The organism is Ruegeria sp. CDSB117 (assembly GCF_059611005.1).
In genome coordinates, this window is the sequence record NZ_JBXWOS010000003.1 from 310,257 (window position 1) to 334,714 (window position 24,458).

Consider the following 24,458-nt stretch of genomic DNA (forward strand, 5'->3'; position numbering starts at 1 on the left):
GGATAATCGGCAGTGCAGTGCTTTCCAATTCGCTGGGTGCGAGGGGCCGCCCTTGTGGCTGTATGTGGCGTACTGGCCGCGTGCCAGCTCCCTAAATCTGGCCCCAACAAATCCGAGATTCTGGCCGGTTCAGTGGAAAATGGTGGCAATGCCTTCGTCGTTGAGGTGGATGACAGAATCGCGCGAGCGACATCAAAAATCCCCCAATTCGGTTTTTCGTCCTCCTTCACCAGCGCGCAGAGCCTGACGGCGGATACCGTTCGCCCTGGCGACGTGTTGGGATTGACGATCTGGGAAAACGTCGATGATGGCCTGCTGTCACGTGACGCCAGCTCTGCCACATCACTCAGTGAGGTTCAGGTTGACGCCGATGGCTTCATCTTTGTGCCCTATGCAGGACGTGTGCGTGCCTCTGGAAACACGCCCGAGCAGCTGCGTCAAATAATTACTGAAAAATTGCAGGATCAGACGCCTGACCCTCAAGTCGAAGTCCGCCGGGCTGCGGGAGATGGTGCGACCGTTTCACTAACAGGGAGCATTGGGTCAGCGGGAATCTATCCAATTGAACTTCCTACCCGTACCCTCTCAGGCATGCTGTCACGTGCGGGTGGCGTATCCGTTGGTTCCGACATAGCGCTTGTGACGCTACTCAGGGGCAACCAAAAAGGGACAGTCTGGTACGACGATCTGTTCAGCAACCCAAAGCTGGATGTCGCTCTGCGTGGCGGCGATCGCATTCTGGTTGAAGCCGACAGCCGGTCGTACATTGCACTTGGCGCAACCGGTGGTCAGTCTCGGGTTGCATTTGACACCCAGGACCTTTCGGCGCTCGAAGCATTGGCCCAGGTTGGCGGACTGCTGCCCCTATCCTCGGACCCGACTGGCATATTCGTGTTGCGAAAGGAACGCCAGGACATTGCTCGTTCAGTGATGGGGCGTTCGGATTTGCAGGGCGATCAGCGCATGATTTACCTGCTGAACCTGACGGCCCCCAACGGGCTTTTCATTGCACGGGATTTCGTGATCCGTGACGATGACACAATCTATGTGACCGAAGCACCATATGCGCAGTGGACAAAGTCTATTTCCCTGATCTCCGGCGGCCTTACTCCGCTGGCCAATGTCGCCACGCTGACAGGCAACTGATGTCGCCTGAAACAACAGCCGGGTCTGAACGTACCCGGCTGCTTGTCTACAATGGTGGTTTCCTGACATCCCGCCGAATTCGCCGAATATTGTCCCTGTCCGGTTACGACATCCGGATTGGCCTGCCAAAAGGCGGTGATGCCGTCGGGGTTTGGGGCAATAGCCCGACGGCCCATCGCGGCCTTGCTGTCGCGGATCGGCACAATGCCCCGGTGCTGCGCGTTGAAGACGCCTTTCTTCGGTCTTTGCATCCAGGCCGCAGCGGAGAGCCGCCTCTTGGCCTGTTGCTCGATCGATCCGGCTTACATTTCGATGCGGCCCAGACGTCCGATCTGGAAACATTATTGGCCACTCATCCGTTGGATGACACCGCCCTGCTGAACCGCGCACGAGGCGGAATCGAACGGATGCGCGAGCTGCATCTTAGCAAATACTCGGCCCTTGATCTGACCGCTCCGCCCCCTGACCCCGGCTATGTACTGGTGGTCGATCAGGTCCGCGACGACGCGGCTGTGACGGCTAGCGCCGGGGATGAGGCCCGGTTTCGCGAAATGCTGGTGATGGCGCAAGAAGAGAATCCCGGCGCCAAAGTTCTGATCAAGACACATCCCGACACCATCGCCGGACATCGTTCAGGCTATTTCTCCACCGCTGACCAAACCGATCGCGTCTCGGTCATCAGCACACCGGTCAGTCCGTGGGCTTTGTTGGAAGGTGCGGTTGGCGTTTACACCCTGTCCTCACAGATGGGGTTCGAGGCGATTTTGGCCGGACATAAGCCGCGTGTTTTTGGCCAGCCCTTCTATGCAGGTTGGGGACTGACGCAGGATGAAGCACACCTGCCACGCCGCCAACGCAACCTGACGCGCGCGCAATTGTTCGCTGCAGCGATGATCCTCTATCCGACCTGGTACGATCCATACCGGGACCAGCTGTGCGAGTTGGAAACCGTTCTGGACACGCTGGAGGCGAGAACCCGCGCCTGGCGTCAGGATCACAAGGGATGGACTGCCTCGGGTATGCGCCTGTGGAAACGCAAACATCTGCAACGGATGTTCGGGCGTGAGAAAACGGTCCGCTTCACCGACGATCGACCAGCGCAATCAGATCGCCCTCACATGGTCTGGGCAAATAAAGCCACGGGCACGGAAAGTGCCGTCCGGGTCGAAGATGGATTTCTGCGCTCGCGCGGGCTGGGCGCAGATCTTGTTCCGCCCCTGTCATTGGCAACGGACAATCAGGGGATTTACTACGACCCGACGCATCCCAGCCAACTGGAAGGGTTTATTGCCGCCCGGGAAACTCTGCGGCTAGATCAGGAATTGCGTGTCGAAAGGTTGATCGCGCAAATCGTCTCCGCCCAAATCACCAAGTACAACACAGGGGTCGGCACCCCGGATTTGCCAGTTGGGCATCGCATACTGGTGCCCGGTCAGGTCGAAGACGATGCTTCAATCCAGTTGGGCACCAGCACTGTTCGCACAAATGCCGATCTGTTGCGCGCCGTGCGCGAGGCAAACCCAAACGCCATTCTGGTCTACAAACCGCACCCCGATGTCGAAGCAGGCTTGCGCGATGGGGCAATCGAGGCCGCAGACCTCGCCGATGTCATCGCCACCCATTGCGACCCGGCAGCTCTGCTGCCGCAGGTCCAAGAAGTCTGGACCATGACCTCATTGCTGGGGTTTGAGGCTTTGATGCGCGGTGTCAGTGTTACCACACTGGGCGCGCCTTTCTATGCGGGTTGGGGGCTGACAAACGATTTGGGAACCGTCCCAGTCCGCAGGGGCGCTCGACCACCGGTTTTAGGTTTGGTCCACGCGGCGCTGATCGACTATCCCCGGTACTTGGACCCTGTGACAGGTGAGCCCTGTCCCGTAGAAGTTGCGGTTGAACGGCTGTCACAAGGTGCCGCACCCGCAGGCGGTCCACTGCTTCGAGTTCTATCAAAACTACAAGGCGCATTCGCGACCCATGCACATATCTGGCGTCGTTAACGCAGCGCCCGCGCCCAACGGTGCATGATGTCCGGCCCGATGACCTGGGTCTCGATCAACTCAAAACGCGGGGCATTGTCCAACTTGTCCAGCCCCAGCGTGCCGATGGCTGACAACCCTTCGGCACCGATCGCAAGCCCGGCGGTGAACCCGACCAATTCATCGACCATATCCGCGGCAAGCAGCGACGCGGCCAAAGCCGCTCCGCCCTCGCAGAACACGCGGGTCAGACCTGCTTTACCCAACTGCTGCAACAAGTCCGCTGCATCGATCTGGTGATCGTCAAGCGCGCAGGGCAGCAAGCGCGCGCCCAGCCCTTCCCACGCGCGGGCACGCTCGGCATCCGGGGATGGGCCATGGCACAGCCAAACGGGAACCTCTGCGGCAGTGCGTGCTAGCTGCCCCAATAAGGGAATGTCCAAATGGCGCGAGACCACAATTCGCACAGGCTGAGCGTCGACCCCAATATCCCGAACGGTCAGGGATGGGTCATCGGCGCGCGCGGTTCCCGCCCCGACCATCACCGCATCATGACGCGCTCGCATGGCATGCACCGCACGCCGCGCCTTTGGGCCGGTGATCCATTGGCTATGCCCCGTCGCGGTGGCAATGCGCCCGTCAAAACTGCTGGCCAGTTTCAGGGTGACGAAAGGGCGCCCCTGTTCGGTTTTCAGGAAGAACCCCGCAAGATCCTGGGCTGCTTGGTCGGCCAGAACACCGGTGACAACTTCGATCCCCGCCTCGCGCAGCATGGCAAAGCCCTGCCCCGCAACACGCGGATCGCTGTCTTCGATGGCCGCGACAACACGGGCCACATCGGCAGCAATCAGGGCCTCGGCGCATGGGGGTGTTTTGCCGTGGTGGGCGCAGGGTTCAAGCGTGACATAGGCCGTTGCACCCCGCGCCGTGTCTCCGGCTTGAGCCAGCGCTTGGGGTTCGGCGTGTGGGCGGCCACCCGGCTGGGTCCAGCCGCGTCCCACAATGCGCTCATCACGCACGATCACGCAACCGACGGCTGGGTTTGGCCAGCACGTTCCTTGACCGCGCCGCCCCAAAGACAGGGCAAGCGCCATATATCGCTTATCTGTTTCGCTCACTCGTCCGTCGAAGGCTGCGGCGGGCGCAGTTCGTGGACAAACTCCTCGAAGTCATCGGCCGCCTGGAAATTCTTGTATACGCTCGCAAAGCGAACATAGGCGACGGTGTCGATCCGCGCCAGAGCTTCCATGACGATCTCGCCAATTTTGCTGGACGGGATGTCGGTCTCACCCATGCTTTCCAGACGACGCACAATTCCAGAAATCATCTGGTCAATACGTTCCGGATCAATCGGGCGTTTCTGCATCGAAATGCGGATCGAACGCTCCAATTTGTCCCGATCAAAGTCTTCGCGTTTGCCGTTGGTTTTGATAACCACCAGGTCGCGCAACTGGACACGTTCGTAAGTCGTAAAACGTCCGCCGCAAGCAGGGCAGAACCGGCGTCTGCGGATCGCAACGTGATCCTCTGCCGGGCGTGAATCTTTGACTTGAGTATCGATATTTCCGCAAAACGGGCAGCGCATCCACCGTCTCCTCGTCCCTGGTTCCGCCTCTTTTTGTAAGCACTACGACTTACTTATCCAAAACTATAGGGTAGCCGCTAGGATTTGGGTAGTCGGAAATTTCCACCGCAACATAAAGGGGTCAGGCGAAGTGCGCAGCGACCTTTCGCACATGCGCTGCGGTGCGGTGTTCAAACAGGTAAATGCCCTGCCATGTTCCCAGCATCGGTTGCCCAATGGACACGGGAATAGACAGCGATACAGGTAAAAGTGCCGCCTTGATATGCGCAGGCATGTCGTCGGGGCCCTCGTAAGTATGGCGCAGATAGGCCATCGCGGGGTCGTCGGACGGCGGCACTAATCTGTCAAAAAAGGCGCGCAGGTCCGATTGCACCTCGGGATCGGCGTTTTCCTGAATGGTCAGCGAACACGACGTATGCCGCACGAACAACGTCAGCAAACCATCGCCTGAGACCGAGTTTAGCCAGTTGCGCACGTCCGAGGTGAACTCATACAACCCCGGCCCGTTCGTCGAAATAATAAACTCGGTCTGCATATGGCGATCAGTCCTCGATCAGTTGCGGAACGGACGGATGTTGCAACGTCCGTTTGCCCCCTGAACCGACATGCTTTCGCCAGCCTTAAAGCCGACCGAGATCGAACTGCTTTGCTGGGCAACATTTGTAGGTTGCTGCAGCGAGAATTGAACCGCGGTGCGGCGACCCGTTGCTTCGCTGGGGCCATAGCCGCGCACCACATAAATACGTTGCTGCCAACCTGCACCCAAAGTCCGGCGCGCAAAGTCTGCAGCCGCGCACCAATACCCGTCCACGTCCTGACGGGCCCGCGGGATCACTTCGAACATATTGCTGTTGACGGCAACCGTCTGATATCCGTTTCGCGCGGCCGAGGCCGACGATAGGGGCACAGACAGCAAGATCGCGGCAGAAACCGCCAATGTCATAACCTGTTTCATAATCATACTCTCATTCATTTCGAGGTAATTTCTCAAATAGTGTACATTCTTACCGGGCAAAGCTGGTTCACAATCAATTCAGTCAACGCGGGTCCCCGCGTGATCGAACGTTAGCCAGCCCTGATACCGGATCAAAGCCCCAACAAGTGGCATCCGGGCCGACACGTCAAACCGGAACCGTCCTTCATCATCCTGCCATTCCTCGGTCTTTGATTGCGGCAGAAGCACCTTCGGGAAAGGAACTCGCAACAGGCTGAGGCGCAGGATTTCGATCTCTAACCTCTCGGGTACAAATACCGGCTTCAGCCAAACGCAAACCTGCCCAAACTGCTCGCAGACGCATCCCTGGTCTTGGTCCAACGTCAGCCGCGATCGGGTGATGTCGCCGTCGAAATCGCGCGTCCAGATCCAATCGTTCCCCTCTTGCTCGACCCTGAGACGCACCGGGATATCGTCACCCCCGGACGGCATGCCGGCAAAGCGCAACGCGAGTTTGGCCAGCCACCCCCTGCCCGGCGTGACCGAGCATCGACCGGAATAAATACCGCCCGTGCTGTGTAAGGCCTGCAACGCCTTGGGCAGGTTCGTGCCCGCGGGCAAGGCTTGCAAAAAAGGATCGGGGTGCACTCAGAACCCCTCGGGCAGAAAGCGAGCTTGCAGCGTTTCGTCCGGGATCATGCAGGTCGGCGAACGTCCGAAGATGGCATGCCGGTTTCTGGCGATCACGAGATACAGCGGATCTTTGATGATACGAGGAAGGAATCTGCAGATCGAAAGAACCCACCAAAACCCCGGCAACTTGCGCATCGCAGCCGCGAAGGCATCCAACCGTTGATGAACCACCCCGTCAGTCACAACGAGATTGGTTTCAAAATCCTGCATCGGTAATCCGAGGTGAGAATACAGCCTTTGCCCCAATGGCGACTGCGCGGTGGCAAATTTGAACCGCTGCGCCTTGTCCCGGGCAACCATGAAACGAAAAAACCCCGAGCACAGAACGCATTCCCCGTCAAAGACGATGAAATCCTGACCATCCGCCGCATCTGTTGCCAGTTTGGTCATGCCAGTTACGCTCGTTAACCCGTTTTGACGCACATTCGCATCACTGCGCATTTCGGGCAATGCGACACTGGGCCATCTTTGCGAATTGATATGTGTCGGGGAGCCTCGGGTCATCTGCGCGACAAGTTTCCTGGGCTCTGACCTCATCCCCACAAGGCTTAACCCGACAGCACGCGGAAAATATGTAAGACACCCACTGTAGTCTTGCGAAATTCTGCCATTGTTATTTGAATAGGTGACAGCGGTCGGAACAAAAGCCGCGAAATGAAACACGCTGCTAACTCGGGTTTGAACATGGACGTCGATATTGCGCGCATTCAAGTGTTGTCCAAAACGTTGGATCAACGGGCAAAAGATCCTTCAATTGGTGATCGTGTGCTAGCTAAATCCGGTCTGAGCCGCAGCGATATCGCACCGCCTTCTACATCGTACAGCGCGCATAAAGAGGCGTTGTTTGTCCGCTACGCCTGCGACGCGCTGAATGACATCACCTTTTCGGCCAGTGCTGGGCTTGGCTTCAGGTCATCCTCCAGCCTGACGGCGTATATCAGTAAATACTCGCGTGATCTGAAGCAGGTGATCGAAAACTCGTCGCGATTTCACGGGATGATAGACCCGGCGCTATACTTCAGTCTGCGCGTTTCTGGAAATTTTGCTTCAATCGAAGCCGACTGGAAGGATGCCAGTTTTGCCCGATATCACCGTCGTACCGAATTCTTGATTTTCGCGGCCCTCGCCCGCATTCGCTCGTTAACGCAGACAAGTTTCTTTCCTATCGAAATCCGCTTTCAGCACGAGGTCGGCGAAGCCAGAAAAGAGTTTCAGAAACTAGCGGGCTTTCCTGTGTCCTTTGGTGCAGAACGGTTGGAATTAATACTGACGCTGTCTTCATTGGATCTGCCGGTGCCGACATATGACCCCTCTCTGCGCGAGCATCTTCTGTCATATGGCGACAGGGTTCAGGCCGAAAGTGACCAGCCTGCGCAAAAACTTAGGGCGCAAGTCGAGGGGCTTATCACCCGGTCGATGCCCGGCGCGATTATTCAGGCGGACGACGCAGCCTCGAACCTTGGGATGAGCCCGCGCACGTTTGCCAGACGGTTGAATGATGAAGGCACAAGCTATCGTGAGATTGTCGAAGACCTGAGATGCGATCTGGCGCAGACCTTTATCACCAACGGGATGCCCCTGTCGGAAATCGCGTATTCGCTGGGCTATGCGGATCAACCTGCGTTTTCCACGGCTTTCAAACGCTGGACTGGTCAGGCACCCAGCACGTTCCGCACCCGTTTGGAGCCGTGACACAAATCGGGTGGCCGGGGGTCATCAGCGGCACAGCCTCGCCCCGGCCTGTCCCATGAGTGGACAAGGCAGAAATAGGGGCCGCAACAACGCATGCCTTGTGAGTTCTCGCCAATTTGAGGTTTGAACCGGTCACTGTGATCACCGTGTGATCGGATAAGAAAAAGGCGCCTCGGTTGAGGCGCCTTTCTAATTACTGATCCAGGAACGACCGCAGTTTGCGCGACCGGCTGGGATGTTTCAGTTTCCGCAGTGCTTTCGCCTCGATCTGGCGAATACGTTCGCGGGTCACGCTGAATTGCTGGCCAACTTCTTCCAGCGTATGGTCGGTATTCATACCGATGCCAAAACGCATCCGCAGAACACGTTCCTCACGCGGTGTGAGCGACGCCAGAACCCGTGTAGTCGTTTCCTTGAGGTTTTCCTGAATGGCGCTGTCCAAAGGCAGCACGGCATTCTTATCCTCGATGAAATCGCCCAGCTGGCTGTCTTCCTCGTCGCCGATCGGCGTCTCAAGGCTGATCGGTTCCTTGGCGATCTTCATCACCTTGCGAACCTTCTCCAGCGGCATCTGCAGCTTTTCGGCCAGTTCTTCCGGCGTCGGCTCACGTCCGATCTCGTGCAGCATCTGGCGACCAGTCCGGACCAGCTTGTTGATCGTTTCGATCATGTGAACCGGGATACGGATCGTGCGGGCCTGATCCGCGATGGAACGCGTGATCGCTTGACGAATCCACCAAGTCGCATAGGTCGAGAACTTGTACCCGCGGCGGTATTCAAACTTGTCCACCGCCTTCATCAGGCCAATGTTGCCTTCCTGAATGAGATCAAGGAATTGCAGGCCGCGGTTCGTGTACTTTTTGGCAATCGAGATCACCAGACGCAGGTTGGCTTCGACCATTTCCTTCTTAGCTTGACGCGCCTCTTTTTCACCCTTCTGAACTTGCTGCACGATGCGGCGGAATTCAGGGATGTCCAAGCCGACATATTGACCGACCTGAGCCATATCGTTGCGCAGTTCCTCGACCTTGGCGGTCGAGCGTTCGATGAACATCTGCCAACCCCGGCCCGGCTTTTCTGCCATCTCGGTTAGCCAGTTCGGGTCCAGTTCGCGCCCACGATAGGCGTCGATAAACTCACGACGGTTGATGCGCGCCTGATCCGCCAGTTTCACCATCGAGCTGTCCAGAGACATGATGCGACGGTTAATGCCGTACAGCTGGTCGATCAGCGCTTCGATACGGTTGTTATGCAAATGCAGACCGTTCACCAATTCGACGATCTCAGATCGCAGCTGTTGATAGGTCGCCTCTTGTTTTTCCGAGAAGGTGTCGTCTTCGTTCAGGGTCGCCGAGATCCGGCTATCCTGCATTTCCGACAGCATCGAGAAGTCGGTCGAGATCCGTTCCAGCGTGGTCAGAACCTGATCTTTCAGCGCGGCTTCCATCGCAGCCAACGACATGTTGGCCTGCTCGTCGTCGTCATCGTCGTCGTCATTGTTCAGCGGGTTGCCATCGGCGTCCAGCTCGGGGCCGGTATCCTTGGCGGGTTTCGCCGCCTGAACCGCAGACGTGTCGACAACCGGCTCTTCGACATCCCCGTCTTCGTCCAACTGGTTGCCAAACGTGGCCTCCAGATCGATGACGTCGCGCAACAGAATGTCTTCGGACAACAATTCGTCGTGCCAGATGGTGATCGCCTGGAAGGTCAGCGGGCTTTCGCACAGACCGGCAATCATGGTGTTGCGACCGGCTTCGATCCGCTTGGCGATGGCAATCTCGCCTTCGCGGCTCAGCAGTTCGACGCTGCCCATCTCGCGCAAATACATGCGGACCGGATCATCCGTGCGATCCAGCTTTTCAGCACCAGCACCCGCCAGCGCAACCTCTCGGTTGCTTTCTGCGGCAACCAGTTCGGTCGAGCCTTTGTTCTCTTCTTCCTCGGCCTCTTCATCTTCGATGATGTTGATGCCCATCTCGGACAGCATCGACATAACGTCTTCGATCTGTTCCGAGCTGACCTGATCAGGCGGCAGAACCTGATTGAGCTGGTCGTAGGTGATGTAACCTTTCTCGCGGGCCTCGGCGATCATTTTCTTGACGTTGGCCTGGCTCATGTCCAGCGAGATTTCCTGTTCCTGCTCGTCGGATTTGCGGTCTTCGTTTGTATCCTTGGCGGCCATTCAATGCTCCTGCAGGGATGGGTGATTCGTTTGTACCGAATCATTAGCGCGTAGAAGTGATTCGGCCACCCGTTTACCCGTTTTTCTTTTCCAGTGCCTTACGAAAACACCACTTTAGCGACGTTTCCGTTCAAAATTGATGCCAGACATGATCGCCTGAAACGCGTCTTTCTCGTCGCGGTTGATTCGTGCGCCGTTATCGGCGATGTCAAAAACCGCCCTATCCTCGTTCTGACTGCGGCTTGTGCGGTTACGCTCTTCGGCGGCCTGGGCCAGCCGGTATGTCAGCGCTTCATCAGCCAGATCAGACAGTTCCTCTGCAGCTTCGGCAATCTCGGCATCCAATCCCCGGAGCGCTTTGATTTTCGCGAGTTCCTCGGCCAGAGTCATCTCGGCCTTTTCGACGTCGCCTGGTTTGAACACACAAGGGATTACTGCGACATGGCGAAGGGCCAGCAGGTTTTCAAGGATTTCGCCGCCCAAAGTTTCAAAAATGTGGTCTTTCAGATGCTCTGGGTCGTCGATCGCATGCCGAAGGATGGCGGCGCGCAAGGCGGCATGATCGGGATCATGGCACTCCATTTCTTCAAGCTGATGTTCGAATTGAACCACAACGGTGGGATTCAGGATGGCGATTGCCAGAATTGCAGCCTCGCGCATCTGGATATCCGCGGTTTCTGAAGACGCCAGAAAAGATGAACGCGCACCTGGGGTTGCTGGTTGTTTCGGAGGTTGCCATTTGCCGCGTGGCTGCCATTGGCGATTTTGCGGCTGACGTTGCGGGCGGAACAGTTGCCAGCGCAGGTCTTTGATCTCTTGCCCGTAATGCGCCCGGATCGAGGGGTCGCGGATCAGTTTGATCTTGTCCCTCAGTGACTTATCCAACGCAGCTTTGCGTTCAGGGCTGTCGAACACCTTGCCCTCTGTCTCACGCCGCCACAGCAGTTTGACCATCGGGATCGCGCCTTCAAGCACTGATTTCACAGCTGCCGGACCCTCAGCCCGCAGCAGATCATCGGGATCCTTGCCCTCGGGCATCAGAGCAAAGCGTAGGGATTTCCCGGCCTCTAACAGTGGCAACGCCAGATCAACGGCCCGCATCGCGGCACGCAGGCCGGCCGTGTCGCCATCCAACGCGATGATCGGCTCATCCGAGATGCGCCACAGGAGCTGCAACTGATGTTCGGTGATCGCCGTGCCCAATGGGGCGACCGACGCCCCAAATCCAGCTTCGACCAGGGCGATCACATCCATGTACCCTTCGGCCACGATCAGAGGTTGCCCTTTGCCTGCGGCCTGACGCGCAGGGCCGTGGTTATAAAGACTGCGCCCCTTGTCGAACAATTCCGTTTCGGGCGAGTTCAGGTATTTCGCATTGTCATTGGGGTCCATTGCCCGACCGCCAAACGCGATGCACCGCCCGCGCGGATCGCGGATAGGGTACATGATCCGATTGCGGAACGTATCATAAGGCTTTTTGCCCTTGTTCGAAGGTTTGGCCAGCCCGGCCCCAAGGATCAGGTCCTCGGCCACGTTCTTTCCGCGCAGGTGATCCCACAACCCTTGCCAGCCATCCGGCGCAAACCCGATCTCCCACCGGTCCAACGCCTGCGCATCCAATCCTCGACGCGTCAGGTAGTCTCGCGCCGCGCCCCCTGCCCCGGTCTTGAGTTGCAATCGGAAGAATTGCGCGGCCTGCTCCATGACGTCGGCCAGTTGCGACCGGCGGTCCTGTTTTTCCTGCGCCTTTGGATCACGTGCGGGCATCGGCATGCCCGCCTCACGCGCCAAAATCTCAACAGCTTCGATGAATGAGACATTCTCGGTCTCTTTCACAAAGCTGATCGCATCGCCTTTGGCGTGACAACCAAAGCAGTAATAAAACCCCTTTTGGTCATCTACGTGGAAGGACGCGGTCTTTTCGTGATGAAACGGGCATGGCGCCCACATGTCCCCCTTGCCTTGATTGGACTTGCGCTGATCCCACATGACTTTGCGCCCGACGACCTGAGACAGGCTTAGGCGGGTGCGCAGTTCATCCAGAAATCCGGGGGGCAGTGACATGGGTCAAACCTGACAGAAACAAGAACGCGCGCCAAGGGTATGACGCGCGTTTGTCCACAGGGAATTGATGGGGCTGTGGATTATTGCTGCAAACACAGCTCAAGCCAGGCGGCGCCCAGATCCTTTTTGCGCACGTCGCGCATCTTTTGTTCGTAGACCCAAGGTGCGATCAACGGGATGGCAGCATTGTAATTTTCGGGCCAAGTCGGGCTGGTTTCGGCAACTGCCTGCGGCACGTTGCGCTCTTTTACACGGTCCAGCCGTGCCTTCTGGATCGCCGCAACAACGTCTGCCTGATATTGGCAGCTTTGCTCTTTGGTCTCTTCCGCAGCTAATGGGGTGGCCAGCAAAGCGGCTGCAATGGCGATACGCAACATAGAAAACTCCGGTAATCGATTCTGTCGCTGCAGCTTACCTGTCGCAGGCACGGCCCGCCATTACCGTTTTCGGCGTATCTGCCGGGGTTGAGGCCGCCAGCCCTTATCGTAGGGGCAGCCTGACAAAGCCAGGCTACCCATGATTTCAAACCATCATAGCCCTTTAGCGCGATAGCTTTTGGACACACGGTCGATGGCCACAATATAGGCCGCCGTCCGCAGATCCTCGACATCATCACGGCTGTGCCAGACTTCGCGCATGGATTGATAGGCAATGCGCATCGTGTCATCGAGGCCCGAGCGCACCAGTTCCAACTCGTCCGCACCGCGAAGGTACTTGGCCTTAAAGTCCGGCGACATCGACCAGGCATCGCCTAGGTAACGGTCCAGCCGCTCCAACTCGCTGACGATCAGCTCATGCCGCGCCTCTTCTTGACGGCGCTGCATACGGCCAAAGCGAATATGGCTGAGGTTCTTGACCCATTCAAAATAGGAGACCGTCACACCACCCGCGTTTGCGTACATGTCCGGAATGATCACCGTGCCCTTCTTGCGCAGAATCTCATCCGCACCGGCAGTAACCGGGCCATTCGCAGCCTCAATGATCAAAGGCGCTTTGATCCGGTCTGCATTGGACAGGTTGATAACCGCTTCCAGAGCAGCAGGGATGAGGATATCGCATTCTTCTTCAAGAACTGCCCCACCCTCGGCCGAGTGTGTCGCATCGGGATAATCACTAACGCCGCCATGCTTGACGATCCACTGGCGTACGGATTCCACGTCGATCCCGTCGGGATTATACAGCGCACCATCCCATTCGATGATGCCGACAATTCTGGATCCGTCCTCCTCGCTCAGGAACTTTGCGGCATGATAGCCCACATTGCCCAGTCCCTGAACAATGATACGTTTCCCATCCAGCTTGCCGGACAACCCTGCCTTTTGCATGTCTTCCGGGTGGCGGAAGAACTCCCGCAGAGCGTATTGGATGCCACGGCCCGTTGCTTCGACCCGGCCGGCGATGCCGCCCGCATTCAGCGGTTTACCGGTCACACAGGCGCGCGCATTGATGTCCGTCGTGTTCATCCGGGCATATTGGTCCGCCATCCACGCCATCTCACGCTCACCCGTTCCCATGTCGGGAGCGGGTACGTTTTGCGAGGGGTTGATCAGATCGCGCTTGGCCAACTCATAGGCAAAGCGGCGGGTGATCTGCTCCAACTCGTGCTCTTCGTATTTACGGGGATCGATGCACAATCCCCCTTTTGATCCGCCAAAGGGCGTTTCGACCAGAGCACATTTGTAAGTCATCAGAGCGGCAAGCGCCTCGACCTCGTCCTGGTTCACAGCAAGGGCGTAACGAATACCGCCCTTTACAGGCTCCATATGCTCGGAATGAACCGAGCGGTAGCCGGTGAAAGTATGAATATCGCCGCGCAGGCGGACGCCGAACCGAACGGTGTAGGTGGCGTTGCAGACACGGATCTTTTCCTCCAACCCCGGTGGCAGGTCCATAAGGGACGCTGCCCTGTTAAACATCAAATCTACACTTTCGCGAAAGCTGGGTTCATTAATGGCCGTCATTTAATCCTCCGTGCCGACGAACGACGAGCGTTCTGTCGTTTTGTCGCACCCATTGCCTAAACGATCAATAATTAAGCAACAATAAAACCCGAAATCGTCATTAAGGCGCTCAGACCGGGCTGAGTCGCGCGTTGGGCTCAACACCTGAGAAATTGTCGCTCGCCCGAAAACAGAGGCGATAAAGTCGTTCAATTATCTACGGTTCCAGCCCAAAGTTGCCACAACTCTGGCGCTTCCGCCCAATTCACGCCACGATTCGCCGTTAGTTTTCATACGTTAACTTTTCCTTAGCAGCGTCGGATATCTGCTCAGCGAGGTCGGCTAGATGAAAATGCGCGTATTTAAGTGCAACGCCAAGAATTATAGGAACGCAGCCGCTGCTGCTCGTCGTTTTTCACGCGACGAGGACGGTGGCGTATTCACGATCTTTGTGGTTGTTGGGTTTTTGCTCATATTTGCGACAGCAGGTATCGGCGTTGACATTATGAATTTTGAGCGTGACCGAGCGAGCCTTCAAGGAACTCTGGACCGTGCGGTTCTTGCGGCGGCCAACGTCAAACAAAAACTTGCCCCAAAAGATGTAGTCATTTCTTACATTGAGAAATCCGACGTCCGCGGCGATCTTACCGAAGAACCTATCGTTTTTGATGATCCGACCATCGGATCGAGAAAAGTTACCGCAAATGCTAAAGTCGACGTCCCTACACATTTCATGTGGTTTTTTGGGTATCCCACACTGACAGCTTCGGTAACAAGCGTTGCTGAAGAGGCCATTGGGTCGCTCGAAATCGCGTTGGTTCTGGATATTTCCGGCTCTATGGGCGATCCATCCGCAACGGCGGGTAAAACAAAAATACAGGCGCTTCGAGAGGCCGCCTCACAATTCGTGGATACGATCTATCTTGGCGAAGACCCGGACAAGATTTCTATCTCGATCATACCCTACAACAACCAGGTGAACGCTGGCGCGAACCTTCTGGACAACATGCCGGGTGTTACGACGGAACACAGTTATTCCCATTGCGTGGATTTCAAGGACACTTCAATCGAAGACCAATTCAAAGAATCTTGGATTGATCCGAACAAAACACTCAATCGGACGGCCCATTTCGACCCCTTTGGCAAAAGTGACCGATATAATCGAGAAGCCCCCACCTCTTCAGTCTGCACTACCCGAGCCGGCAGTTCCATCACGCCGGTAACCAATATCGTCACTGACCTGCACAAACAGATAAACGCCATGACTGCGGGCGGAAACACGTCGATTGATATCGGAGTCAAATGGGGTGCCGCGCTGCTGGATCCCCAATTCCAGCCGGTCATCAGCAGACTGTCAACGCAGAACGCCGACCCGAATGTCGTAGTTGATCCGGAAACGGGAAAAGACGCGGATGGAAACATTCCCCCCAAAGTCGTTCCACCGACTTTTAGCAACCGCCCACTGGCATATGAATCTAATGTCAAAAAGATCATGATTGTCATGACAGACGGACAGAACACCAGCAATTGGATTTTGGACGAGGACTTGCGCGATGGATTGTCGGATGTTTGGTACAATCCCAGCACAAGTTATGAAAGGGAATATAGGAACTGTCGCGAGTATTACGACTGGGACGCCGGATTATGGATTAAATACGACTGCACCAGAACGCTTACCCGCTCCGGTGAGTACAGTGTTCAAATCTCGGAAAACCCACCTGAGTATTTATATACCCGGAGGGGAACAAGAGGACACACGGAACCCTTCAATGAAGAGGGTGAATCCGTCCGCCTGACCTACCCGGAACTGTGGAATCGTGTGAACTTGGACTGGAACGCCGAGTATAACTATGCATTCGAATACCAGCGCACTCGAGACTGGTACAACAATGCCTTCACAACGATTGGTAGCGGAACCAAAAACACTAGGGTGAGTGATATTTGCGGTGCGATCAAGGCTAAGAACGTTGATGTCTATGGCATTGCATTCGAAGCACCGGAAGCAGGTGCCACGGTCATCGATAACTGTTCTAGCGGCGACGGCTTCTTTTTCAAAGTCAACGACGGCGGCGGCCTGGGCGACGATAACCTCTCGCTTTCACAAGTTTTTGACTCCATTGCCGTTTCAATCAAACAACTGAGACTGACGCAATGATCCGCAAAGCTCTGGGAAAAGTGATCAGGTTCAAACGAACTGAGGACGGTTCGTTGACCGTCGAGTTCGCCATACTGTTCCCTTTATACATATTCTTCATTCTAGGCGTCATCGAATACTCGTTGGTCACGATTCAGAAAGCGATGCTGGATCGCTCTATGGATCTGGTCGTGCGCGACATTCGACTTGGGATCAATTTGCCGGATACTGAGCACGATACAATCAAGAATGCCATCTGCGACCATATGGTTGTTATGCACGCATGCTCTGACAACCTGCTATTGGAGATGATTGTTCAGAATCCGCGTGGCGTTTTGGATTTTCCGGTCGAGCCCACCTGCGTTGACAGAGCGGAAGAGGTTCAACCTGTTACCGTGTTCCAAAACGGCGGATCCAACGCACTGATGATCATGCGCGCCTGTGCAAAGGTCGATCCAGTATTTCCCACTACGGCAATGGGGCGAGCTCTGTCAGGCGAAGATGGTCTGGTCACTCTTACGTCGACGACGACCTTTGTTCAGGAGCCTTAAAATGACGCGTATTGCTACACGTATCCGTCAATCGCTTGGCACTTTTGCGAGCAACGAAAACGGCAACCTGTCCGTGGAGACGGCTATTATTTTACCTCTCCTCGTATGGACTGTTACACTTACATATACGTACTTTGATGGTTTTCGCGAAAACACCGCCAACCTAAAAGCTGCGTACACAGTAAGTGACTTGATTTCACGTGAAGGTGAGGATGCAATTACCGATAACTATGCGGAATCCATGTATTTGGTATACAACCGTATGGTGACCGACAATTCACCGCTAAAAATGCGTTTGTCGGTAATCCAGTACATCGCTGCAGATGTAGATGCGGGTACAGAAGAGCGCTATAGAATTGAGTGGTCGACAACTTGCGGGTTCGAGGGCAATTGGACCAATGACAACCTCGACCCTTTGGTTGAATTGCTTCCGGAAATGGCGGATTTGGACACTTTGATCATTGTCGAAACGTCGAAAGACTACGTTCCATTGCTGAACACCACTTGGCTGGACAGAGATCACACATTCAATAACTTTGTTTTCACGCGACCGCGTTTTGTTCCAATCGTCAAGGGGAACGTTTCTGATCACTTCTGTCAGCAGGATGTAGAGCCAGTGGGTGTAGCACCTGTATCATGAATTTTGTTTCGGCGGCCGTGGTCAGGCCGCCGATGCCAACACGGCGCCCCAATCGCCACCAGAGTCCCGGTGCCCAGCTGTTTCCTGCGCTTTCCTTTGTCCTCAACAAAAATCCATTTGACGGTTTGAACGCAAACACCCCCTGATCGATGGTCTCGATATCTTCGATACGCGTAATCACCTGCCCCGATCCGGTCCGCAATTCAGTCTCTGTCAGCTCGATCCAATCGCTGGTGGCTTGCCACATGCGATAGGCCAGCCAGAACGCCGCCACACCAACGACAAGCAAAAAAACAAGCCAGGCCGGTTCTGGTGGCGTGGTCAAAGCGACATAGATGACCAGCACACCCACGGTCGACAGCATCCCCACCCCTATCCAACGTCTGGATGATGAAGGTCGGACCGTGGCCAGAATTTCTTGTTGCATTGACGTCCCCTGCTCTGCTCGGTCCGGGTTTATCCGCTTTGTCTGCCGAAAAACAGAGGGAAGCCGACTATGGAATTGCGCACAGCACCCGTGTTTGCACGCAAATTGACGCATATCGCCAACAGCATACATGATGCCCACAAATTCAGGAGGCCATCATGTCCCTTAGACCAACATTGGAAACCCGCAAAGCCATGCCGACCATGGAAGGCGCAGGCGTCAAATTGCACCGGGCCTTCGGATTTCAGGACCCGTCCGAGCTTGACCCGTTCCTGTTGTTCGACGACTTCCGCAATGATCACCCCAAGGATTATCAGGCAGGCTTCCCTTGGCATCCGCATCGCGGCATCGAAACCATAACTTATGTCCTGTCCGGCTCGGTCGAGCATTCGGATTCGCTGGGCAACACCGGCACTTTGGGCGCAGGCGACGTTCAGTGGATGACCGCTGGGTCCGGAATCCTGCATCAGGAAATGCCCAAGGGAAACGGTGCGGGCCAAATGCACGGTTTCCAGCTGTGGGGCAATCTGCCGTCAGATCAAAAGATGACAGCCCCCCGCTATCAGGATGTCCAAAGCAAAGAGATCCCCGAGGTCATTGATGATGACGGCACCACTGCGCGCGTTATTGTTGGTGAGTTCTGGGGCAAAACCGGCCCGGTAGACGGTATTGCCGCCGACCCGCAGTACTTGGACATTCAGGTTCCGGCTGGCGTGAAAAAGACCTTTCGCATCGACACCTACCGCCGAGCGTTTGCCTATATCTTCCAAGGTCAGGCGGCCTTTGCCGATGCATCACAACCCACCGGCGTGCTTTTGGAGAAAGAAGTCGCGGGACAAGAGGTCAACATTCGCGATCTGTCCGGTGACCGCACTCTGGTTCGGTTCGGAACCGGTGATGAGGTCACAGTCCAGGCCGGTCCAGAAGGGGTTCGGTTTCTGTTAATCTCGGGCGCGCCGATTGATGAGCCTGTTGCTTGGCACGGACCGATTGTCATGAACACGCGGGCCGAACTGGAACAAGCGTTCAAAGAATTGCGCAACGGCACATTCATTCGCGCGGCGCACTGAAAAAGAAATTCTGGTCAGGCAGTTACGGCGCGCCTGACCATATCCCAATAGACCTGCTCGACCTCGTCCAGCGACAAACGACCGCCAGCGCGGTACCATGTCATCACACCGTTCAGCATGGCGATCACGGCCAGGGTCGCGATCTTGGTATCGGCAACCGAGAACAGCCCAGCCTGCAGACCGTCCCGCAAAATAGCTTCAAGCGAATCCTCATAGGCCCGGCGCAGGCCTTCGATTTCCGAGAAGTTTTCGGGCGTGAGGTTGCGCAGCTCCATATAGGCGATAAAGACTTCATCCGGTCGCTCCATATGAAACCGAATGTGAAAGCCGACAAAGCGGCGCAGCGCGGTCTCGGCATCAGCGGGTTTTTCAAGTTCACCATAAGCGGCCAACAGATCCTGCATGTGATCCTGCATCAGGCGAAACAGCAGGCTTTGCTTGTCGGGCGTGTAGTTGTACAACGCCCCCGCCTGCACACCCACATCTTTTGCGATCTGGCGCATGGATACAGCGGCATAGCCATGTCGGGCAAACAGCCCCAGCGCTGCTTTTCGAATGCGCGGGCCGGTGATATCGGAGTGTGAGCCTTGGGTACGTGCCATACTGCCACCGTATATGAACAAGCGTTCATATAGAACCCCGCTTGAACGACCGCCGCAAAAGGTGCATCACGGGGTCAGTCTCCATTGAAAGGGTTCGGTATGAAGCCCCTGCCACTTTTGGTTCTGCTCCTGACTTGCGCAGCCTGCACGGACTTCCCGGAATTGGAAGGACGCGAACAGCCGAATGTGCGCTCGGCCGCGTATCCGAAGCTGGTCCCACTTCAGGACATTCTTGGCCCGCCCATAGATCCCGTGAACGAAGCGGCCGAGGTTGAAGAAGACCTAACCGCGCGCCGCGAAGCGCTGGCCAAAAGGGCCGAAGCGCTGCAGAACGCGCAAACCAACTGACCTTTCGCGTTTCAACCGACTGTTACCGCTGTCTCGGATTGCGCCTCGACGCCGAACCCGTTAAGGCACCTTTGAACGGGCAAACAGCCCGAAACCAAGGACATTCGAGCGGAAAGGAACCCACGGGATGACACAGGCGCTGCGGCTGGGAATTGCCGGCTTGGGAACAGTTGGCGTGGGTGTCGTGCGGATCGTGCGCCGCCATGCCGACCTGCTGCAGGCGCGTACAGGTCGCGCGATCGAAATCACCGCTGTTTCTGCGCGCGACGCAAACAAAGACCGTGGCGTGAACCTGTCGGAGTATGCATGGGAGACTGATCCCGTCTCATTGGCGCAGCGCGACGATGTCGATATCTTTGTCGAACTTATGGGCGGCGAAAACGGCCCCGCCAAAGCATCTGTCGAGGCCGCGTTGGCCGCTGGCAAGGATGTGGTGACCGCGAACAAGGCTTTGTTGGCCATTCACGGTCAGGAGCTGGCTGAAAAAGCCGAGGCCGCAGGCCGTGTGATCCGTTTTGAGGCCGCCGTTGCGGGCGGTATCCCCGTGATCAAATCCCTGACCGAGGGGCTGGCCGGGAACGAGATCACCCGCGTCATGGGCGTGATGAACGGCACCTGCAACTATATCCTGACGCGGATGCAATCACAGGAACTAGGGTATAACGCGCTGTTCGAAGAATGCGCCGAACTGGGCTATCTCGAGGCTGACCCGAACCTGGACGTGGGCGGCATCGACGCGGCGCATAAGTTGGCGCTGTTGTCCTCGATCGCGTTTGGCACCAAACCGAATTTTGACGGCATCCAGATCGAAGGCATTCAGCATATCAGTCTGGATGACATTCATCAGGCAGCCGACATGGGCTATCGTATCAAGCTGCTGGGTGTCGCTCAGCGCTCGGCACGCGGTCTGGAACAGCGGATGCAGCCGTGCCTTGTACCCAGCGGCTCACCTTTGGGTCAGCTGGAAGGCGGCACCAATATGGTGGTTATCGAAGGCGACGCAGTCGATCAGGTCGTCCTGCGCGGCCCCGGTGCGGGCGAAGGTCCAACGGCAAGCGCCGTGATGGGCGACGTCTGCGATCTGGCGCGCGGATTGCAAATTCCGACCTTTGGCCGCCCAGCAGCAACGTTGGAAGACGCAAAACCCGCCATTACCGGCCTGCCCGCCCCCTACTACCTGCGCCTCGCACTGTTCGACAAACCCGGTGCGCTGGCCAAAGTGGCCGCCATTCTGGGTGACGCGGGTGTCTCGATCGATCGAATGCGCCAGTACGGGCACACCGAAGCCACCGCGCCGGTTCTGATTGTGACCCACAAAACCACGCGAGCCACTTTGGATGTCGCTTTGGAAGGGCTTCGCGCGACCGATGTCGTGTCGGGGGAACCCGTCGCATTGCGGATTGAAGAGGTTTGACCCTTGCGGCCTGCATAAAACGCAGGCTATGCCCGATGAAACGCCTTTATTGACCTGAGGATACGTAAAATGAGCGCTGCCAAAATCGATTTCAACGACCGCCTGTTGTCTCTGGGCCTTGCACGGGTCGCAGAGCAGGCCGCACTGGCCTCGGCCTCGCTGGTCGGACGTGGTGACGAAAAGGCTGCGGATCAGGCGGCTGTAAACGCGATGCGCGAACAGCTGAACCTGCTGGACATTGCCGGCGTGGTTGTCATCGGCGAAGGCGAGCGTGACGAAGCACCGATGCTGTATATTGGCGAAGAGGTCGGCACCGGAAACGGCCCCGGTGTGGACATCGCGCTGGACCCGCTTGAGGGCACGACTCTGACCGCCAAGGACATGCCGAACGCGCTGACCGTGATCGCGATGGGGCCGCGCGGCTCGATGCTGCACGCACCCGATGTTTATATGGACAAGCTGGCCATTGGTCCGGGCTTTCCGGAAGGCGTCGTGAACCTCGACATGAGCCCACGCGAGCGTGTTGAAGCGCTGGCCAATGCCAAAGGCTGCAAGCCTGCCGACATCACCGTCTGCATTCTGGAGCGTCCCCGCCACGAAGCGATGATCGCTGAAGTGCGCGAAACCGGTGCCTCGATCCGCCTGATCACCGATGGTGACGTGGCCGGCGTCATGCACTGTGCCGAAAGTGAAGAGACCGGCATCGATATGTATATGGGCCAGGGGGGCGCCCCCGAGGGCGTTCTGGCCGCTGCCGCGCTGAAATGCATGGGTGGTCAGATCTTTGGCCGCCTGCTGTTCCGCAACGACGACGAGCGTGGCCGCGCCGCCAAGGCGGGTATCACCGATCTGGATCGCGTTTATTCTCGCGATGAGATGGTAACCGCAGACGTGATCTTTGCTGCAACTGGCGTGACGGGTGGCTCTTTGCTGCCGCGGATCAAACGCCAGCCGGGCTGGGTTGAAACCACCACCCTGCTGATGCGTTCCAAAACCGGTTCGGTGCGCCGCATGTCCTACCGCACGCCAACCTGGCCGCACGACAACGCGTGATGGCTTGCACCTTTGCCTTTGGCAGAGGTTTCGATAGATACAATGAGGCCGGATCCGAGAGGGTCCGGCCTTAGCATATGAGAGGCAGGCATGAGCTTTTTAGGGGTTGAGCAGTCACTGACCGGGCGGCGTTGGATCGGACCGGAGGCCGAGGTCGAACGGGCCACGGAAATGCTGGTGCAACAGTCCGGGCTGCCACGTGCGTTATGTCAGGTTCTGGCACGGCGCGGAGTGCCACCCATGGAAGCCGAAAGCTTTCTTGAACCAAAGCTGAAGGAATTGCTACCCGATCCCCGGTCCATGAAAGATATGGAGACCGCCGCAACGCGGTTTTTGGAAGCTGTCCGAAACAAGCAGCGGATCGCGGTTTTTGCCGATTACGACGTCGATGGGGGCAGTTCGGCGGCTTTGTTGCTTGTCTGGATGCGTCAGATGGGGCTGCAAGCCACGCTGTATGTGCCAGACCGAATTGATGAGGGTTATGGGCCGAACGTGCCTGCAATGCAGGAACTGGCGGCTGCGCATGACTTGATTATCTGCGTGGACTGCGGAACGCTCAGCCACGAACCTATCGCGGCGGCAAAAGGCGCGGATGTTATTGTGCTGGACCACCACCTTGGTGGTGAAACGCTGCCGGATTGCGTGGCTGTAGTGAACCCGAACCGGCAGGATGAAAGCGGAGATTTGGGGTATTTCTGCGCCGCTGGCGTGGTGTTTCTGATGCTGATTGAGGCCGGGCGGCAACTGCGAGAGGCTGAGGTTAAGGGTCCCGACCTGATCGGGCTGCTGGATCTTGTGGCATTGGCAACCGTTGCAGACGTGGCCCCGCTGATCGACGCGAACCGGGCGCTGGTGCGGCAAGGCCTTAAGGTCATGGCACAGCGGCAGCGGCCCGGATTAGTGGCGCTGTCGGATGTGGCGCGCATGGATTCAGCCCCTACCAGCTATCACCTGGGTTTTCTTCTGGGTCCGCGCGTCAATGCGGGCGGGCGGATCGGTCAGGCCGATCTGGGCGCGCGACTGCTGAGCACGGACTCGATGACCGAAGCTGAAGCGCTGTCTCAAAGGTTGGATGAGTTGAACACCGAGCGTCGTGATATCGAAAACGCAGTACGTGCGGCAGCACTGGAACAGGCCGAGAAACGCGGATTGGAGGCTCCTCTGGTTTGGGCGGCGGGCGAAGGGTGGCATCCCGGCGTTGTCGGCATCGTGGCATCCCGCCTCAAGGAAAACGCCAACAGACCCGCCATTGTCATCGGCTTTGATGGTGATGAAGGCAAGGGTTCAGGACGGTCGGTTTCTGGCGTTGATCTGGGGGCATCAATCCAACGATTGGCGGCTGAGGGACTTTTGGTCAAAGGCGGCGGGCACAAGATGGCCGCAGGGCTGACCGTTATGCGGGATCAGTTGGAACCGGCCATGGAACGCCTCAGCGAGTTGTTGGCCAAGCAAGGCGCGGGCAAAGGCGGTCCTGCAGACATGAAGCTAGACGGAGCGCTTATGCCGGGCGCAGCTTCGGTCGATCTGATCGAACAGATAGAAAAAGCCGGTCCTTTCGGGGCCAGCGCCCCTGCCCCACGCTATGCGTTGCCGGACCTGCAGGTGCGCTTTGCCAAGCGCGTCGGCGACTCCCATCTGAAACTGTCGCTGTCCGACGGGGTTGGTGGTGGCCTTGATGCCATTGCCTTTGGAGCTTTTGACGGACCGATGGGGGAAAAGCTGTCCAACCATGGCGGCGCGCGCTTTCATTTCGCCGGACGGCTTGAGGTGAACACATGGGGTGGACGGCAAAGCGTTCAGCTGAGACTGGAGGACGTGGCAGAGGCAAACTGAGCCCATATCCAGCCTTGCCAAAAAAGTTTCGCATCCCTGCATTTTTCGGCTTGCGGGGGTCAGAGGTAAACCGTAAAAGGCCCTCCACAAGCCAGCGTGGCCCGTTCGTCTATCGGTTAGGACGCCAGGTTTTCAACCTGGAAAGAGGGGTTCGATTCCCCTACGGGCTACCAC

General features: G+C 57.1%; 23 protein-coding genes and 1 tRNA gene. 12 read left to right on the forward strand and 12 right to left on the reverse strand.

The genetic code is table 11. From position 1 onward, the window contains the following. The first annotated feature begins 12 nt into the window (after nt 1-12). Complete coding sequence (locus tag AC2FJC_RS06180) at nt 13-1,146, forward strand: polysaccharide biosynthesis/export family protein (RefSeq protein ID WP_496738815.1); 1,134 nt, start codon at nt 13-15, stop codon at nt 1,144-1,146. Further along, nucleotides 1,146-3,143 (forward strand): capsule polysaccharide biogenesis protein, encoded by a 1,998-nt coding sequence (locus AC2FJC_RS06185; protein WP_496738816.1) that lies wholly within the window; start codon nt 1,146-1,148, stop codon nt 3,141-3,143. The genes AC2FJC_RS06180 and AC2FJC_RS06185 overlap by 1 nt, the downstream gene beginning before the upstream one ends. Here the strand turns inward: AC2FJC_RS06185 and ribD are convergent. The 6 genes from ribD to AC2FJC_RS06215 form a co-directional block, all read right to left on the reverse strand. Continuing rightward, nucleotides 3,140-4,240, reverse strand: coding sequence for a bifunctional diaminohydroxyphosphoribosylaminopyrimidine deaminase/5-amino-6-(5-phosphoribosylamino)uracil reductase RibD (ribD, locus tag AC2FJC_RS06190; protein ID WP_496738817.1), 1,101 nt, complete (start codon nt 4,238-4,240; stop codon nt 3,140-3,142). The two genes, AC2FJC_RS06185 and ribD, sit on opposite strands and share 4 nt — an antisense overlap. After that, nucleotides 4,237-4,707 carry a transcriptional regulator NrdR gene (gene nrdR, locus AC2FJC_RS06195; protein WP_037307671.1) on the reverse strand — a complete coding sequence of 157 codons (471 nt, stop codon included), beginning with the start codon at nt 4,705-4,707 and terminating at the stop codon, nt 4,237-4,239. The genes ribD and nrdR overlap by 4 nt, the downstream gene beginning before the upstream one ends. Nucleotides 4,708-4,828: 121 nt before the next feature. Then, nucleotides 4,829-5,242 (reverse strand): secondary thiamine-phosphate synthase enzyme YjbQ, encoded by a 414-nt coding sequence (locus AC2FJC_RS06200; RefSeq protein WP_496738818.1) that lies wholly within the window; start codon nt 5,240-5,242, stop codon nt 4,829-4,831. Between the two features lie 18 nt (nt 5,243-5,260). Continuing rightward, nucleotides 5,261-5,662 carry a hypothetical protein gene (locus AC2FJC_RS06205; RefSeq protein ID WP_496738819.1) on the reverse strand — a complete coding sequence of 134 codons (402 nt, stop codon included), beginning with the start codon at nt 5,660-5,662 and terminating at the stop codon, nt 5,261-5,263. Between the two features lie 78 nt (nt 5,663-5,740). Next, entirely contained in the window at nt 5,741-6,289 is a 549-nt protein-coding gene (locus AC2FJC_RS06210; RefSeq protein WP_496738820.1) for a DUF4166 domain-containing protein, read from the reverse strand. Continuing rightward, nucleotides 6,290-6,724, reverse strand: coding sequence for a thiol-disulfide oxidoreductase DCC family protein (locus AC2FJC_RS06215; RefSeq protein WP_496738821.1), 435 nt, complete (start codon nt 6,722-6,724; stop codon nt 6,290-6,292). Nucleotides 6,725-6,988: 264 nt separating this feature from the next. On the opposite strand from AC2FJC_RS06215, the gene AC2FJC_RS06220 reads away from it, so the two are divergent. Continuing rightward, the gene (locus tag AC2FJC_RS06220; RefSeq protein WP_496738822.1) at nt 6,989-8,026 is read left to right on the forward strand and encodes a helix-turn-helix domain-containing protein; all 1,038 of its coding nucleotides are present in this window, start codon (nt 6,989-6,991) and stop codon (nt 8,024-8,026) included. A gap of 193 nt (nt 8,027-8,219) precedes the next feature. Here the strand turns inward: AC2FJC_RS06220 and rpoD are convergent, their stop codons facing one another. The 4 genes from rpoD to AC2FJC_RS06240 form a co-directional block, all read right to left on the reverse strand. Then, nucleotides 8,220-10,208 (reverse strand): RNA polymerase sigma factor RpoD, encoded by a 1,989-nt coding sequence (gene rpoD, locus AC2FJC_RS06225; RefSeq protein ID WP_058277324.1) that lies wholly within the window; start codon nt 10,206-10,208, stop codon nt 8,220-8,222. A 114-nt stretch (nt 10,209-10,322) separates the two neighbouring features. Further along, complete coding sequence (dnaG, locus tag AC2FJC_RS06230; protein WP_496738823.1) at nt 10,323-12,272, reverse strand: DNA primase; 1,950 nt, start codon at nt 12,270-12,272, stop codon at nt 10,323-10,325. Nucleotides 12,273-12,352: 80 nt separating this feature from the next. Next, nucleotides 12,353-12,649: a hypothetical protein gene (locus tag AC2FJC_RS06235; RefSeq protein ID WP_496738824.1), complete on the reverse strand. Its 297-nt coding sequence runs from the start codon at nt 12,647-12,649 to the stop codon at nt 12,353-12,355. 153 nt (nt 12,650-12,802) lie between these two features. Beyond that, complete coding sequence (locus tag AC2FJC_RS06240; protein WP_496704433.1) at nt 12,803-14,233, reverse strand: Glu/Leu/Phe/Val family dehydrogenase; 1,431 nt, start codon at nt 14,231-14,233, stop codon at nt 12,803-12,805. Nucleotides 14,234-14,558: 325 nt separating this feature from the next. Between AC2FJC_RS06240 and AC2FJC_RS06245 the strand changes: the two genes are divergently transcribed. Genes AC2FJC_RS06245 through AC2FJC_RS06255 form a run of 3 tightly spaced genes read left to right on the forward strand, consistent with a single transcriptional unit; the run spans nt 14,559 to nt 17,537 of the window. Next, nucleotides 14,559-16,367: a Tad domain-containing protein gene (locus AC2FJC_RS06245; protein ID WP_496738825.1), complete on the forward strand. Its 1,809-nt coding sequence runs from the start codon at nt 14,559-14,561 to the stop codon at nt 16,365-16,367. Further along, complete coding sequence (locus tag AC2FJC_RS06250; protein WP_496722072.1) at nt 16,364-16,897, forward strand: TadE/TadG family type IV pilus assembly protein; 534 nt, start codon at nt 16,364-16,366, stop codon at nt 16,895-16,897. The genes AC2FJC_RS06245 and AC2FJC_RS06250 overlap by 4 nt, the downstream gene beginning before the upstream one ends. 1 nt (nt 16,898) lies before the next feature. Then, nucleotides 16,899-17,537, forward strand: coding sequence for a TadE/TadG family type IV pilus assembly protein (locus AC2FJC_RS06255; protein WP_496738826.1), 639 nt, complete (start codon nt 16,899-16,901; stop codon nt 17,535-17,537). Here AC2FJC_RS06255 and AC2FJC_RS06260 read toward each other — a convergent pair. Beyond that, nucleotides 17,467-17,964 carry a hypothetical protein gene (locus AC2FJC_RS06260; protein ID WP_496738827.1) on the reverse strand — a complete coding sequence of 166 codons (498 nt, stop codon included), beginning with the start codon at nt 17,962-17,964 and terminating at the stop codon, nt 17,467-17,469. The genes AC2FJC_RS06255 and AC2FJC_RS06260 overlap by 71 nt on opposite strands. Nucleotides 17,965-18,122: 158 nt before the next feature. Here AC2FJC_RS06260 and AC2FJC_RS06265 point away from each other — a divergent pair, with 158 nt between their 5' ends. Further along, nucleotides 18,123-19,034 carry a pirin family protein gene (locus tag AC2FJC_RS06265; RefSeq protein WP_496738828.1) on the forward strand — a complete coding sequence of 304 codons (912 nt, stop codon included), beginning with the start codon at nt 18,123-18,125 and terminating at the stop codon, nt 19,032-19,034. Between the two features lie 14 nt (nt 19,035-19,048). Here AC2FJC_RS06265 and AC2FJC_RS06270 read toward each other — a convergent pair whose 3' ends face one another. Then, complete coding sequence (locus AC2FJC_RS06270; RefSeq protein ID WP_496738829.1) at nt 19,049-19,636, reverse strand: TetR/AcrR family transcriptional regulator; 588 nt, start codon at nt 19,634-19,636, stop codon at nt 19,049-19,051. A gap of 99 nt (nt 19,637-19,735) precedes the next feature. On the opposite strand from AC2FJC_RS06270, the gene AC2FJC_RS06275 reads away from it, so the two are divergent. From AC2FJC_RS06275 to AC2FJC_RS06295, 5 genes are all read left to right on the forward strand, one after another. Continuing rightward, nucleotides 19,736-19,984, forward strand: a complete 249-nt coding sequence (locus tag AC2FJC_RS06275) for a hypothetical protein (RefSeq protein WP_058274791.1) — start codon at nt 19,736-19,738, stop codon at nt 19,982-19,984. Between the two features lie 127 nt (nt 19,985-20,111). Next, complete coding sequence (locus AC2FJC_RS06280; protein ID WP_496738830.1) at nt 20,112-21,398, forward strand: homoserine dehydrogenase; 1,287 nt, start codon at nt 20,112-20,114, stop codon at nt 21,396-21,398. 69 nt (nt 21,399-21,467) lie between these two features. Further along, on the forward strand, nt 21,468-22,451 hold the full coding sequence (glpX, locus tag AC2FJC_RS06285; RefSeq protein WP_058274789.1) for a class II fructose-bisphosphatase: 984 nt from the start codon (nt 21,468-21,470) through the stop codon (nt 22,449-22,451). A gap of 90 nt (nt 22,452-22,541) precedes the next feature. Then, nucleotides 22,542-24,284 carry a single-stranded-DNA-specific exonuclease RecJ gene (recJ, locus tag AC2FJC_RS06290; protein WP_282168611.1) on the forward strand — a complete coding sequence of 581 codons (1,743 nt, stop codon included), beginning with the start codon at nt 22,542-22,544 and terminating at the stop codon, nt 24,282-24,284. 98 nt (nt 24,285-24,382) lie between these two features. Continuing rightward, nucleotides 24,383-24,457, forward strand: a tRNA-Glu gene (locus tag AC2FJC_RS06295). Nucleotide 24,458: the final 1 nt, after the last annotated feature.

What these genes read in the sequence shown, in the direction of transcription:
- dnaG (WP_496738823.1), bottom strand. Translation starts at nt 12,272, where the DNA reads ATGTCACTGCCCCCCGGATTTCTGGATGAACTGCGCACCCGCCTAAGC.
- AC2FJC_RS06260 (WP_496738827.1), bottom strand. Translation starts at nt 17,964, where the DNA reads ATGCAACAAGAAATTCTGGCCACGGTCCGACCTTCATCATCCAGACGT.
- nrdR (WP_037307671.1), bottom strand. Translation starts at nt 4,707, where the DNA reads ATGCGCTGCCCGTTTTGCGGAAATATCGATACTCAAGTCAAAGATTCA.
- AC2FJC_RS06275 (WP_058274791.1), top strand. Translation starts at nt 19,736, where the DNA reads ATGAAGCCCCTGCCACTTTTGGTTCTGCTCCTGACTTGCGCAGCCTGC.
- recJ (WP_282168611.1), top strand. Translation starts at nt 22,542, where the DNA reads ATGAGCTTTTTAGGGGTTGAGCAGTCACTGACCGGGCGGCGTTGGATC.
- AC2FJC_RS06280 (WP_496738830.1), top strand. Translation starts at nt 20,112, where the DNA reads ATGACACAGGCGCTGCGGCTGGGAATTGCCGGCTTGGGAACAGTTGGC.
- AC2FJC_RS06265 (WP_496738828.1), top strand. Translation starts at nt 18,123, where the DNA reads ATGTCCCTTAGACCAACATTGGAAACCCGCAAAGCCATGCCGACCATG.
- AC2FJC_RS06245 (WP_496738825.1), top strand. Translation starts at nt 14,559, where the DNA reads ATGAAAATGCGCGTATTTAAGTGCAACGCCAAGAATTATAGGAACGCA.
- AC2FJC_RS06215 (WP_496738821.1), bottom strand. Translation starts at nt 6,724, where the DNA reads ATGACCAAACTGGCAACAGATGCGGCGGATGGTCAGGATTTCATCGTC.
- AC2FJC_RS06205 (WP_496738819.1), bottom strand. Translation starts at nt 5,662, where the DNA reads ATGAAACAGGTTATGACATTGGCGGTTTCTGCCGCGATCTTGCTGTCT.
- rpoD (WP_058277324.1), bottom strand. Translation starts at nt 10,208, where the DNA reads ATGGCCGCCAAGGATACAAACGAAGACCGCAAATCCGACGAGCAGGAA.
- AC2FJC_RS06240 (WP_496704433.1), bottom strand. Translation starts at nt 14,233, where the DNA reads ATGACGGCCATTAATGAACCCAGCTTTCGCGAAAGTGTAGATTTGATG.
- AC2FJC_RS06270 (WP_496738829.1), bottom strand. Translation starts at nt 19,636, where the DNA reads ATGGCACGTACCCAAGGCTCACACTCCGATATCACCGGCCCGCGCATT.
- AC2FJC_RS06250 (WP_496722072.1), top strand. Translation starts at nt 16,364, where the DNA reads ATGATCCGCAAAGCTCTGGGAAAAGTGATCAGGTTCAAACGAACTGAG.
- AC2FJC_RS06200 (WP_496738818.1), bottom strand. Translation starts at nt 5,242, where the DNA reads ATGCAGACCGAGTTTATTATTTCGACGAACGGGCCGGGGTTGTATGAG.
- AC2FJC_RS06220 (WP_496738822.1), top strand. Translation starts at nt 6,989, where the DNA reads ATGAAACACGCTGCTAACTCGGGTTTGAACATGGACGTCGATATTGCG.
- glpX (WP_058274789.1), top strand. Translation starts at nt 21,468, where the DNA reads ATGAGCGCTGCCAAAATCGATTTCAACGACCGCCTGTTGTCTCTGGGC.
- AC2FJC_RS06235 (WP_496738824.1), bottom strand. Translation starts at nt 12,649, where the DNA reads ATGTTGCGTATCGCCATTGCAGCCGCTTTGCTGGCCACCCCATTAGCT.
- AC2FJC_RS06185 (WP_496738816.1), top strand. Translation starts at nt 1,146, where the DNA reads ATGTCGCCTGAAACAACAGCCGGGTCTGAACGTACCCGGCTGCTTGTC.
- AC2FJC_RS06255 (WP_496738826.1), top strand. Translation starts at nt 16,899, where the DNA reads ATGACGCGTATTGCTACACGTATCCGTCAATCGCTTGGCACTTTTGCG.